Here is a 12,450-nt window from a genome sequence, read left to right as displayed (position 1 = left end):
CGCCCGATGCTGTGTCTAATGTTTGCAGATGTCTGATTTTAGCACAATATTAGGAAGGAGATTTGTATGGTGTACCGCAATCGCGGCCGGCATGCGGCCGCTCTGATCCTGCTGCTATTCTGTACGATTGTCGCCGCCGGAGGTTCGGCGTACGCCCAGCGGGGCCAGGGGGGAATGCCGGCTCCGAAGGATCGCGCGGCCGACCTCAAGGAACGCCTGAGTCTGACGGATAGTCAGACGACGCTCATTACGAAGATTTTCACGGAGTCCCAGGAGGCGATGAGGAAGGCAATCGACTCGGTGAAGGACGACAGGCAGGCGATGAGAGGTTTGAGGACGGAGATGATGAAAAAGTCGGACGAGAGGATCGACTCCGTCCTGACGGCCGATCAGAAGAAAAAGTATGATGAGCTGGTAAAGGAACGCCGGAGCCGGATGCGCGGCCGCACGAGGGGCGAGTAGACTTCCGCAGCACCTGTGGTGCGGATGGCCTGCTCTGATCCGACTGCAGCCGGTTCACCCTGCGGCCGTTCGCACCACTACCATTACAAGAACATCCTCACCGGAACGACACGATGAATCTGCCCGCAAGGACCCTGGCGTTCTGCACGCTGCTCGCTCTCTCGGGGTGCCGGGATGAATCGGTGCAAAGCGGCAGCACCGATACTCCCCCGCGCATCGACGGGGATCTCACAGAATGGCAGCATGTGCCCGTTAAAGTTTTCCAGGAACGGAACATCGCAATCGGGGCCCTCCAGGATGGCCGCTACCTTTATGTCGCCGCACGCTCCGCCGATCAGGAAACCAACCGGCTCATTGGGCGAAGCGGGCTGACCATGTGGATCGATCCCGACGGGGGTGATCGAAAAGACCTCGAACTTCACTATCCCGCATCCGGGTACGCCATGCCGGATCCCACGCGCGGCGGCTTCTGGGATGTCCTGACTTCTTCGGAACGAGAACGGGCCTACAAGAAACTCGAGGGAGTGCGCAATGGAGTCCTTGTCATCGACAAGCGCGGCATCGACTCCCGGATATTTCTCCCCGACAGCTCACAGGGCTTCGCCGCGGCGAGCGTCGATTCGAAGGGGATCCTCACCATTGAAGTCCGGATTCCGCTCCACCCCGAGGAGTATTTTCCGAAGTATCAGGCCCTTGCCGGTCAGGAAAAGGTGCGGATCGGGATCGGCCTCGGCGGACCGCAGGGGACGGGATTCTCGAACGGCTCCGAGAACGTGGGCCCGACCGGATACCCGGGGGCGCGGACCGGGTTCGGGTCCCGGGGTATGCTCCCGAGGCGGCGAACCTCTCCGGCCGAAACAGACCTCTGGGTCGACATCGTGCTCGCGAGGTGAGAGGATGAAAAGAGAGTCGAACGCCCGTCAACTGATTGCGATTTCCGCACTTCTTTTTTGCGGGGGATGCATGACCACCCTCGGCAACCGGCCGGCAGTGGGGCTGGGTTCTCCCTCCTACGCGTCCCCTTACTTCGGTTCGTTCGACAGGCTCTGGTCGAGGCGAACGATCCTTCTGGCGCAATTGCGCGACGGACCGGGCGGCGGGGCGGGCTCGCCCGGCGAGGAGGCCGCATTCTTCCCGTTGATCGCCAGGGCGACCTATATGGACTCGGCGCTGATCGAGGCCGGCTTCCAGACGTTTGGAGATCTCGCGTCCATGAGCGATGTCGAGAGTTCGGGTTTCCGGTCGGCGTACAAGAGCGCCCGCGCATCCGGCGACACGCTGTTCATCTGGCTCGAGATGCGGACCTCTTCGACCGAAGATTTCCTTGACCTCGGCCGCTGGACGATCTTCCTTCAGGATGAGACGGGCAGGCAGATCGAACCGTCCAGATTCGTGGAACATCCGGTCGAGCGCCAGGGAGGACAGAGCGCGGAGCAGGAGGAGTTGCGGCCCGGAGGCAGAGAGAGATCCGCCTTCGCCGCGACCGTGAAGAAAGGGGTGGAACTCTATTTCCGTCCGCCACCCGCAGCCGCCGGATCCGCGGGCGAGCCAAATTCACGGACCCTCCGGCTGATCATGCTCGAAACAAAGAATCCGCTCGTCAGGGCGGAAGGCGCGTGGCTGATCGCCGCCGATAGTGTCTCCAGGGGACCAAGGTGACCCCGATATGATTCCGAGGGCGACCCCGACCCTGCCTCTCCTTCTTCTCCTCTTTCTGGCCGGCTCCGCCAGAACCCAGGACGACCCCTCAAAGAGTCTCGCCCTGAAAAATGCCTCTCCCCCGCAAACCGCGTACGGCTTCAAGTACGACAACTCGGCGGCGAGATACTGGGATGAATTCATGCTGGTGAGAAACGCGAACGCGGGCGATCCGCTCGCTCAGCATGAGCTGGGCCTCCGGTATCTCACAAGGAACGGGTTTCCCGCCGATACCCCCAAGGCCGCATACTGGATTCAAAAAGCCGCCGCACAGAAACTGACGACGGCGCGCTACAACTACGGATTGTTGCTGAACAACGGCTGGGGGGTGCCCTGGAACCCGTTCGAGGCGTACAGGCAATTTCGTGCGGCCGCGATCGACGGGATGGCCGAAGCCGAATATGTGACCGGCCTTCTGCTCACCGACAATCTTACGGTTCCGAGAGATTACCGGGAGGCGTACCGGTGGGAATCGATGGCGGCGGATTCGGGATTTGAACCGGCGAAGGAAGTTCTCCGGGAGTTTAAGCGAAGGGGGATCGACGCAAAGCGCGGCGCCGCCCGTCCCGATTCCGCGAACCGCGCGGAAAAAAAACGGCCCCCGCACCTCTCGTCAGCTCCGCAGTCTGGTTCGGGCCTCCAGCCGATCTTTCTCGATACGGACGTCGATTCGATGACCGTGCCGGACGATACGACGCTCACCCATGAGGTACTCCTCGCGGCCGGGACCCAGCTCAAGAAAATCTCGGGCAACAAGACGGAGGAAGCTCCCGATTCCGAGATCGTCCGCAGGGTCTTCGATGCGGCCGAGGCGGGGAGCCCGGAAGCGCTGACATTGATCGGGCGCTGGTACGAGCAGGGGACGGTCATGAAGCAGGATATCGTCCTGTCGAGCCTTTATTACCTGCGTGCGATGCGGCTCGATGCCCCGTGGGCTCCTCCGCTCCTCTGGAAAATGATCCAGGAGAAAGACTACTTCCGGAAGCTGAAGGCGGGCGCGGACCGGAACGACCCGGCGGCGCAATTTTCATGGGCCCAACTCTTCGCTTCCGATCTCGACCACCAGCTCACGCAAGCCGAAGCCCTCGCCCTTCTCGAGCGCGCCGCACAGAAGAACTTCGCACCGGCGGTCGTCGAACTCGGGATGCGGTACATCGGCGGTTCCTGGCTCAAGCAGGACCGGGAGAAGGGGATCGGGTTGTTGCGCCGCGCAGCGCAGTTGAAGAGCCGCGAAGCGAAAGTGCGGCTCGCGATGATCGAGCTTCAGGGATCGAAAAATCCTGCGCGCGACAGCACGCTGGTGAAGACGCTCCGGAAAGCGGCCGGAGACGGATCGGTGCTCGCCCAGACCATGCTCGGGTATTGCTACCGCTCCGGGCTCGGCGTGGCCCAGAATACCGCGAGGGCCGTCCAGCTCCTTCGCTCCGCCGCCCAACGCGGCTCCAACCCGGCCTACACCGCCCTCAAAGACCTCTACGGAGAGATCAGGCCGTCCGATCCGGAATTCCGGATCGACGAATAGGACCGCGGAGCGGCGGAACCAGGTTAACGAACGCAGCCTAAAGGCCGCGGCTACCAAGCCCGAGGCGTCGGTAGGCGCGACCTTCAGGTCGCGTAACGCGATGGCAACGAAACTCAGACAGTTCATGACACTCGTGTGGTTAGGTTTTTACCGGAAAATTCGGTATATTTGACCGTTCATCGCATCCGTCTCCTCGAGTACTCCTCTTGTTCGAATCCGATGGCTTAATTGACCCTTCTTTCATTTCAAGGCACATTTCATGGTAACGTTTGAATCGCTCCACATTAGCAAATCCACAGTCGCCCTTCTCACCAAGCACGGAATCACCGTCCCGACCCCGGTCCAACAGGCGATGATGCCGTTGATCGCGCAGGGACATGACGTCATCGCGCAATCCGAAACAGGGTCCGGCAAAACGCTGAGCTTCGCGCTCCCCCTGATCGACAAGATCGAGAAGCGCGACGGCCTTTCGGCCCTCATCCTGGCTCCGACACGGGAACTCGCCCACCAGATTGCGGGAGAGTTCATCAAGTTCTCTGCCGGCAACCAGCTCGTCGTCACGCCTGTCTACGGCGGCGTTTCGATCGGCGAGCAAACAAAGAAACTACGGCAGACGAACATCATCGTCGGCACGCCGGGCAGGCTCCTGGACCTGATCCAGCGGGGCACCGTGCATCTCGAAGGAATCAAGTACCTCGTGTTCGACGAGGCCGACCGGATGCTCGACATGGGATTTCTCCCCGACATCGAGAGAATCCTCCGCCACGTCCCCAAGAAGCGCCAGACGCTCGTGCTCAGCGCGACGCTTCCCAAAGAGATCATCCAGATCAGCCACAAGTACCTGATCACCCCGATGCGAATCGAATTCGCGCCGGCGGTCAAACCAGAGTTGCTGCGCCAGACCTATTATCAGACGAGCCCCGATCAGAAGGCTCCGCTGCTGGTTCACCTCCTTCAGCAGGAACGCGACCTCGCGCTTGTCTTCTGCAACCGGAAACACATCACTTCCAAGCTCGCGAGAAAGCTGACCCAGAACGGGGTCGACGCGCGTTGCCTGAACGGCGACATGGCCCAGAATCAGCGGGAGCGTGTGACCTCCGATTTCCGTCAGAAAAAATTCAACGTGCTCGTCGCGACGGACGTCGCGGCGCGCGGGCTGCACATCGACGATGTGACCCACGTGTATAACTATGAGATTCCGCGTGACGTCGACTCCTACACCCACCGTGTCGGCCGCACCGCCCGGGCAGGCAAGCTGGGCGAGGCGATTTCCCTCGTAGCAACGGACGAGGAACGGAAATTCTTCAAGCAGATCCTCTTCACCTATGGCGGCAGCATCTCGCTCAAATCGGTGGACGGAGCGGATCTCAAGCGGCTGATCGAAGCGCCGAAGCGTCCCTCCTCGGGCCATTCTTCGCATTCCCGCACGTCGGGAGCCTGGACGAACCAGCCGAGGTCTCGCGGGCGCCGGCGGCGCAACGTCTGACCGCGGGGGATTAAACCACGGCTCCGCCCGCGGCGTCTAACACGCGGTGAAGCATCTTCGTTCGGTCCGAATAGCTCTTTTCTCACTCCTTCTTCCGGTCCTGATGGGGTCCCGGGCGCCGGCTCAGACCGCCGGCCTCAGCGGGCGGATCGTGGACCGCAAGACAGGGCAGCCCATTCCGGGCGCGCACATCAAGCTCACCAACGAGAGCGATACATCGCAGACGTACCTGGCTACGAGCGGTGCGGACGGCACATTCCTGCTGACCGGTCTCCCCGCGCGCGCCTACAAGCTCGAAGCGACCTTCGTCGGCTACGCGCCGTTTCTTAAAACGTACACGCTCGACAAGCGGAGCATCGACGCGGGAGATCTCGCGTTATCGCAGATCGCCATCCCGCAGCCGGAGGTCGTCGTCGAAGGGAAAGTCCCCCCCGCCGTCCAGAAAACCGATACGACGGAATACAATGCGGGGGCGTTCAAGACACATCCCGACGCCACCGCCGAGGAGCTCGTGGCAAAGATGCCTGGCATTACGGTCGACAACGGAAGCGTGAAGGCCCAGGGGGAGGATGTCGGACAGGTCCTGGTGGACGGAAAGCCCTTCTTCGGCAGCGACCCGACGCTCGCCCTCCGCAATCTCCCCGCCGACGCGATCGAAAAAATTCAGGTGTTCGACAAGCTGAGCGACCAGGCCGAATTCACCGGCTTCGACGACGGCCAGTCGGTGAAAACGATCAACATGATCACGCGGCGCGACAAACGGAATCAGCAGTTCGGGAAGTCGTACGCCGGATACGGGGATGCGGGCAAGTATCTGACTGGAGGCGGGTTCAACTTTTTCCATAACGACACCCGTCTCTCTCTCATCGGCATTTCCAACAATGTGAACCAACAGAACTTTTCCCAGCAGGACCTCCTGGGAGTGCTGGGCAACAGCAACCAGAGAGGGTTCTCCGCAGGAGGCGGTTTTTCGGGAAGAAGGACGAGGGGCGGAGGAGGAGGCGGGGGCGGAGGGTTCGGAGGAGGGGGCGGTGGCGGGGGACAATTTCAGGGCGGATCCGGAAACGCGTCGAACTTCCTCGTGGGCCAGCAGAACGGCATCACCACCACCAACTCGATAGGCACGAACTACACCGACTCCTGGGGGAGCCAGCTCGCCGTCAGCCAGAGTTACTTCTTCAATCTCGCGGACGGCCGGAACGATCAGGCGCTCCGGAGGCAGTATTTCGGCACACCCGATTCAACCATCCTCTACAACGAGCACACGAACGGCGAGACCCGGAATTCCAACCACCGGATCGATTCACGGGTCGAGTATACGGTGGACTCTTCCAATTCCCTGGTCGTCCAGCCGCGGCTCTATTTTCAAAATAATCACTCCTCGAACCTCCTGACGGGGGTGAACACGCTCGCCACGGAAGCGCTCGTCAACGAGACCGAAACGAGCAGCGAGACGGGAACGTCCGGTTACAACCTTTCGAACCATGTCGTGTTCCGTCACAAGTTCGCTTCGCCCGGGCGCACTGTCTCGCTCGATGTGGGGATGGGACTCAACAGGAAGGAAGGGACGGGGACCCTCCGCTCCACCTCGGGGTTTTTCCTCGATTCGTCGGCTGTCAGGGATACCCTCGATCAGCAGACCCCGCTGCTGACAGACGGCTGGTCGATCACTCCGAGACTCGCGTACACCGAGCCGGCCGGTGGAAACGGACTGCTGCAGTTTACCTACAATCCCTCGTATTCGAAAAACAGCTCGGATAACCGGAGCTTTCTCTACGACATCCGGACCGGCGGATACACAATTCCGGATATCCAGCTCTCGAATCTCTTCTCCAACGAGTATTCGACGCAGAACGCGGGCGTGGGGTACCGGCTGAGGGCGACAGGGCTTAACCTCATGGGAGGGGTTTCCTATCAGGTGGCATCTCTCCGGGGTGAGCGGGAGTTTCCCACTTCCACCCGGGTGGACCGCACATTCTATAACGTGCTGCCGAACGCGATGCTCACCTACAATTTCGGCGAGCACACCAATCTCCGCTTGTTTTACCGGACATCGACGAAACCGCCGGACATCAGCCAGCTCCAGGATGTCGTGGACAATTCAAACACTCTCCTGCTGAAAACGGGCAACCCGGAACTGAAGCAATCGTTCAGCCAGACGTTCGTCTCGCGCTTCGGCCTGACGAGTCTCGAAAAAGGAAACAGTTTCTTCGTCCTCTTCTCGGTGACCCGCACATCCGATTTTATCGGCAACTCGACGATCACGGCCGCCCGCGACACGATGGTGACCGGCGGGATCGCGCTCAACAGGGGAACACAACTGACGCTTCCGGTCAACCTCGACGGCGACTGGAACGTCAATTCCTTTCTGACCTACGGGCTCCCGGTCAATCTCATCAAGTCCAATCTGAATTTCACCTCGGGCTTCACCTATACCAGGACTCCCGGGCTGATCGGCGGAAGCCTGAACCTGGCCGGCGTCTCCACCGTCAGCGCCGGGACCGTGATCAGCAGCAACATCAATGAGGATGTCGATTTCACCCTTTCCTATACGGGCAACTACAGCGTTTCCCGGAACACGCTCGTCGCGGACCAGAACAGCAACTACTTTTATCATACGGCCGGCGTGAGACTCAACCTGATCTTCTGGGAGGGGCTTGTGTTCCGGAATGAGACGACCAACATGCTCTATAACGGGTTGAGCGGGGGGTTCAACCAGAACTACGTCCTGTGGAACCTGAGCCTGGCCAAGAAGTTATTCGAAAATCAGAGGGGAGAGCTGCGCGGGAGCGTGACCGACCTGTTGAACCAGAACACGAGCGTGAGCCGCACCGTGACGGAGACGTATCTGGAAGACAGGCAAAACCAGGCGCTTGGACGGTACCTGATGCTGAGCTTTACCTATACATTGCGGTAAACTTCACGCGACCTGAAGGTCGCGCCTACCCTGACTTTTTCTCGTTCCCACGCTCTGCGTGGGAACGCATACCCGCGGCGCTCTGCGCCGCGACCCATTTGTCATCCTGAGCGCAGCGAAGGATCTCCTCCTTCGTGGACCGGGATCCTTCGGTCGCTCCGCTCCCTCAGGATGACAATCTGGCTAACTATGCCTGATCTCCATCAGGTCTCCGTCTCTCACGACATATTCCTTCCCCTCGAGTTTCCAGAGGCCCGCTTCCTTGACTTTCGCGAAGGATCCTCCGTGGGAAATAAAATCCTCGTAATGCACGACCTCCGCGCGGATGAACTTGTTGACGAAATCCGTGTGGATCGCGCCCGACGCCTCCTGCGCGGTCATTCCCTTCCGGATGGTCCATGCGCGGCACTCGTCCTCGCCGACGGTAAAGAAGGACTGAAGCCCGAGGAGAGCGTACGCCTGGCTGATCAGGGTGTTGAGGGCGGACTCTTTAATCCCGTACTCCTCCATGAAGACCCTCGCCTCTTCGTCGGGGAGCTCTGACATTTCCATCTCGATCTTTCCGAAGAACGAAACCACCCTCGTGTCCTTGTTTCCCTTCGAGCCGGATATCTGCCCGAGAGCCGCCTCATACCCGGCCCGCTGTGACTCGTCGAAGTTCAGCGCAATCAGCATCGGCTTCATCGAAAGAAACTGGTAGGTTTTCAGGATGTGCATTTCGTCGCGGGTGAATTCGACTTCGCGCAACGGTTTCTCGGCGTTCAGAGCCTGGACACACTTCTCGAGGACGGGGAGCTCCTTTTTCCCCTGGTCGTCTCCGGATTTTTGCAGTTGCTTTTTGATCCGGTCGATCCGGGTTTCGATGATCGAGAGGTCGGAAATGATGAACTCGGTTTCGAACGACGCGACGTCCCTCAGGGGATCGAGGCTTCCGTCCGGATGGGGGACGGCGTCGTTCCCGAAGACCCTGACGACCTGCACCAGGGCGTCGTTGGTCTTGACGTTCGCCAGAAAATTGGTGGTGAACTGCGTGGACCCCGACTCTCCTTTTTTCAATCCGACCACGTCCACGAACTCCACCGTGGCGTATACCGTGTTCCGCGGAGAGAATATCGAGGAGAGCTTGTCGAGCCGCCCGTCGGGGACCTTCACGATCGCATGGTGGGTTTCCGCCTTCGTGAGCGCGGCCGGATCAAGATGCGTTTTGGTGATAGTTTGAAAGAGAGTCGACTTTCCGGAAAAAGGCAACCCGACAATGCCGATTTGCATGGTAAAATCCTCTGGAATGCGTTGCGTGAACCGAAGAAGGCACCTGAATATAGCATTTGGGGGCGATGTTCGCAACGAACATCTTTCGGGATAAATTGCTATCTTGGCAATGCCCGCCTGCGGGCTCCCCGGAATGAATTCGAGCTGGTATGTGTTCTATCACAATCATCACCTCACAAGGAGAACGGTTCCATGAGTAGATCGGTATTTGTTTCCTGTTGCGTTGCGTTTGCAGCGGTCCTGCTTCTTGCCTTCACGCTTGCAGGGCGATCCACAGTCCGTGCCCAGGCCAAGGCTGCCAAACCGGAAGAAAAGACCGCGGAGCAGGTGAAGAAAAATATCCAGGCCCTGAAAGGCCTGCCCGCATCCCAGTTCAATCCGGTCATGGATTATTTCGCCTCTTCCCTCGGCGTCCGGTGCGACCACTGCCACTCGCTCGATTCCAACGGGCAGGGATTCGAGAAGGACGACTTGAAGCCGAAGGGCACGGCTCGCAAGATGATCCAGATGGTCATGGACATTAACTCGAAAAACTTCGGCGGCAGAACCGAAGTATCCTGCTACACCTGCCACCGCGGAAGCGTGGAACCCACGAAACTGATCCCCGTCCCACAGCCCTTTGCCAAGCCGGACCGCGAGGAGGCGTCGGAATCGGCGAACCTCCCCTCGGCGGACAACGTGATCGCAATGTACGAGAAGGCGCTCGGCGGGGCGGATGCCATGAAAAAGATCACGTCGCGTGTCACCAAAGGCGTCTCGATAGACGCGCGGGGATCGCAGCTTCCCATGGAGATCGCACAGCAGGCGCCCGACAAGTACTCCCTCTCCGTTACGATGAAGGAAGGAATGCAAAGCAGCCGCGCGTTCAACGGGACCGCCGGATGGATGGTTTCTCCAAGAGGCACCCGCGCCATGCCCCCGGACCAGGCGGAAGAGATGAAGCACGAGGCGGCGCTCTTCCCGATCGCGACTCTCCGGGAGCTCGCGGCGAAGCTCCATGTGCGCGAGACCGATACGGTGAACGGTTCGACCGCGTACGTCCTGTCGGCGCCCGCGGGAGAGCACGGGACGCAGCGCTTCTACATCGACTCGGCGAGCGGCCTGCTGGTTCGCAAGGTCACGATCACCGAAACGATGATCGCCAACATCCCCGAGCAGGTCGATTACAGCGATTTCCACACCGTGGACGGAGTTCAGATCCCTTTTACCACCAGGACCGCTGGCGTCGATCCGAGAGATTCCTACACACGCCGCGTCACTTCCGTCGAACAGAACGTTCCGATCGACGAGAAGAAATTTGTCATGCCGGAGATCAAACCGAGAGGCCGGTAGGATTCGGCGCACCCCTCTTCGTAACCCGAAAACCCCGCCCGAAAGGCGGGGTTTTCGTTTCCCGATGCCGGAAGAACCCCGGAGGAGGCGATTGCACTCCTTTCGCGGAATTTTCGTACACTGGAAGGTGTTAGAGAGGGTGAAAGGAGCAATTACAGCATGAAAGGACTTGTCTTCGGAATCGGGGCAATCGGGGTACTTGCGGTTCTCATTCTGATGGGAAGCGGGACCCACGGAAAGCAAACAGTGAAAGCTCAGGGGGATAAAAAGCCAATGTCATCAGCAGCGCTCGACACGGCTACGCTGGCGGCCGGATGTTTCTGGTGCGTCGAGGCCGTGTATCAGAACTTGAAGGGAGTTCAGTCGGTCGTCTCCGGATATTCCGGCGGAACGGTAAAAGACCCCTCGTATGAAGAGGTCTGTTCCGGATCGACCGGCCATGCGGAGGCGTGTCAGATCGCCTACGATCCCAAGGTGATTTCGTATTCGGATATCCTGGAGGCCTTCTGGAAGGCGCACGACCCGACGACGCTGAACCGTCAGGGTAACGACGCCGGCACCCAATACAGGTCGGCCATTTTCTACCACAACGCGGAGCAAAAGCGGCTCGCCGAGCATTACAAGAAAGAGCTCGACTCCGCCCACGCGTTCGACGCGCCGATTGTGACCGAGATTACGCCGTTCAAGAACTTCTATAAGGCGGAAGACTACCACCAGAACTATTACAACGAGCACGGGAACGCGCCGTACTGCATGTTCGTCATTCGGCCGAAAGTGGAAAAATTCAAGAAGGCCTTCAAAGACAAATTGAAGGAGCAGTGACCCTCAGGCGCCCGGTCCATGGCAAGGTTTAGGGTCTACCTCGAGTACGAGGGGACCCGCTATAGCGGCTGGCAGATTCAGAAGAACGCGCGCACGGTCCAGGGAGAGTTGATGGAATCGGCGCAGCGGATCTTCCGCACACCGAAGCTCGAATTCTACGGATCCGGACGCACCGACGCCGGCGTCCACGCCCTCCGGCAAGTAGCCCACCTCGATGTTGACACCGTCCTCGGTCCGGAAATCATCAGGATGAAGCTGAACGACGAGCTCCCGGCGGACATCAATATCCTTGAAATCGAAAAGGCTCCCCGGAATTTTCACGCGCGGCATGACGCCGTCGGGAGAAGCTATCTCTACCAGATCTCCCGGAGAAGAACCGCACTCGGCAAGCGGTACGTCTGGTGGATCAAGGACGCCCTCGATCTCCGGGGAATGGAACGGGCGGCCGCGCTGTTTATAGGAATGAAGGACCTGGGTTCGTTCTCCGCCGACGATGCGGAGGAAAAATCGACGAAGGTCCTCATCGAGGAGCTGACGCTGAAGGAAACGGGGGACCTGATCCTGGTGCGGTTCGTCGGTTCGCATTTCCTCTGGAAGCTGGTTCGCCGGGTCGTCGGGGTCCTCGTCGAAGTCGGGCGGGGAAAGCTTGCGGTCCGGGAAGTCGAGCACTTCCTGAAGGTAAAGTCGGACAAGCCGGCAAAATGGACGGCGCCTCCCTCGGGATTGTTTCTCGAAAGGGTCTATTATCAGGGTGACGCACGGAACGACAGGATCGAGCCGGTTATGGCCATCGGAAGTGGTCATCCTGAGCGCAGCGAAGGATCTCCTCCCTTTCGGGGGCCTAAACGCTAGATCCTTCGGTCGCTACGCTCCCTCAGGATGACAATGGGGGTACTTGCTTTCCGGCGCCCTTTTCCTATCTTAATGGTTCGCAGTAGATAC

General features: G+C 59.7%; 10 protein-coding genes. 9 read left to right on the top strand and 1 reads right to left on the bottom strand.

What is annotated here, in order from left to right:
- Positions 1-66 precede the first annotated feature (66 nt).
- The 6 genes from VI215_10075 (at position 67) to VI215_10050 (ending at position 8,085) form a co-directional block, all read left to right on the top strand.
- Positions 67-462, top strand: a complete 396-nt coding sequence (locus VI215_10075) for a hypothetical protein (protein HEY6192654.1) — start codon at positions 67-69, stop codon at positions 460-462.
- A gap of 113 nt (positions 463-575) precedes the next feature.
- A complete protein-coding gene (locus VI215_10070) occupies positions 576-1,355 on the top strand; it encodes a hypothetical protein (protein ID HEY6192653.1) in 780 nt (259 codons plus the stop codon).
- Positions 1,356-1,425: 70 nt separating this feature from the next.
- The gene (locus tag VI215_10065) at positions 1,426-2,121 is read left to right on the top strand and encodes a hypothetical protein (GenBank protein HEY6192652.1); all 696 of its coding nucleotides are present in this window, start codon (positions 1,426-1,428) and stop codon (positions 2,119-2,121) included.
- A 7-nt stretch (positions 2,122-2,128) separates the two neighbouring features.
- A complete protein-coding gene (locus VI215_10060; protein ID HEY6192651.1) occupies positions 2,129-3,682 on the top strand; it encodes a tetratricopeptide repeat protein in 1,554 nt (517 codons plus the stop codon).
- Positions 3,683-3,941: 259 nt separating this feature from the next.
- Entirely contained in the window at positions 3,942-5,168 is a 1,227-nt protein-coding gene (locus VI215_10055) for a DEAD/DEAH box helicase (protein HEY6192650.1), read from the top strand.
- 46 nt (positions 5,169-5,214) lie between these two features.
- Positions 5,215-8,085 (top strand): TonB-dependent receptor, encoded by a 2,871-nt coding sequence (locus VI215_10050; protein HEY6192649.1) that lies wholly within the window; start codon positions 5,215-5,217, stop codon positions 8,083-8,085.
- Between the two features lie 183 nt (positions 8,086-8,268).
- Here the strand turns inward: VI215_10050 and ychF are convergent, their stop codons facing one another.
- Complete coding sequence (ychF, locus tag VI215_10045) at positions 8,269-9,354, bottom strand: redox-regulated ATPase YchF (GenBank protein ID HEY6192648.1); 1,086 nt, start codon at positions 9,352-9,354, stop codon at positions 8,269-8,271.
- 192 nt (positions 9,355-9,546) lie between these two features.
- Here ychF and VI215_10040 point away from each other — a divergent pair, with 192 nt between their 5' ends.
- The 3 genes from VI215_10040 to truA all read left to right on the top strand — a co-directional run bounded on the left by VI215_10040 (position 9,547) and on the right by truA (position 12,360).
- A complete protein-coding gene (locus VI215_10040; protein HEY6192647.1) occupies positions 9,547-10,686 on the top strand; it encodes a c-type cytochrome in 1,140 nt (379 codons plus the stop codon).
- A gap of 273 nt (positions 10,687-10,959) precedes the next feature.
- Entirely contained in the window at positions 10,960-11,508 is a 549-nt protein-coding gene (gene msrA, locus VI215_10035) for a peptide-methionine (S)-S-oxide reductase MsrA (protein ID HEY6192646.1), read from the top strand.
- A gap of 18 nt (positions 11,509-11,526) precedes the next feature.
- Positions 11,527-12,360, top strand: a complete 834-nt coding sequence (gene truA, locus VI215_10030; protein HEY6192645.1) for a tRNA pseudouridine(38-40) synthase TruA — start codon at positions 11,527-11,529, stop codon at positions 12,358-12,360.
- Positions 12,361-12,450: the final 90 nt, after the last annotated feature.

The sequence above is a fragment of the Bacteroidota bacterium genome (assembly GCA_036522515.1).
GTDB lineage: Bacteria > Bacteroidota > Ignavibacteria > UBA10030 > SZUA-254 > VBOC01.
This window is presented reverse-complemented; position numbering and strand designations above follow the sequence as displayed.

Bases quoted from the DNA above. Each gene is read 5' to 3' on its own strand.
- VI215_10075 (HEY6192654.1), top strand. From the start codon at position 67: ATGGTGTACCGCAATCGCGGCCGGCATGCGGCCGCTCTGATCCTGCTG.
- VI215_10070 (HEY6192653.1), top strand. From the start codon at position 576: ATGAATCTGCCCGCAAGGACCCTGGCGTTCTGCACGCTGCTCGCTCTC.
- VI215_10065 (HEY6192652.1), top strand. From the start codon at position 1,426: ATGACCACCCTCGGCAACCGGCCGGCAGTGGGGCTGGGTTCTCCCTCC.
- VI215_10060 (HEY6192651.1), top strand. From the start codon at position 2,129: ATGATTCCGAGGGCGACCCCGACCCTGCCTCTCCTTCTTCTCCTCTTT.
- VI215_10055 (HEY6192650.1), top strand. From the start codon at position 3,942: ATGGTAACGTTTGAATCGCTCCACATTAGCAAATCCACAGTCGCCCTT.
- ychF (HEY6192648.1), bottom strand. From the start codon at position 9,354: ATGCAAATCGGCATTGTCGGGTTGCCTTTTTCCGGAAAGTCGACTCTC.
- VI215_10040 (HEY6192647.1), top strand. From the start codon at position 9,547: ATGAGTAGATCGGTATTTGTTTCCTGTTGCGTTGCGTTTGCAGCGGTC.
- msrA (HEY6192646.1), top strand. From the start codon at position 10,960: ATGTCATCAGCAGCGCTCGACACGGCTACGCTGGCGGCCGGATGTTTC.
- truA (HEY6192645.1), top strand. From the start codon at position 11,527: ATGGCAAGGTTTAGGGTCTACCTCGAGTACGAGGGGACCCGCTATAGC.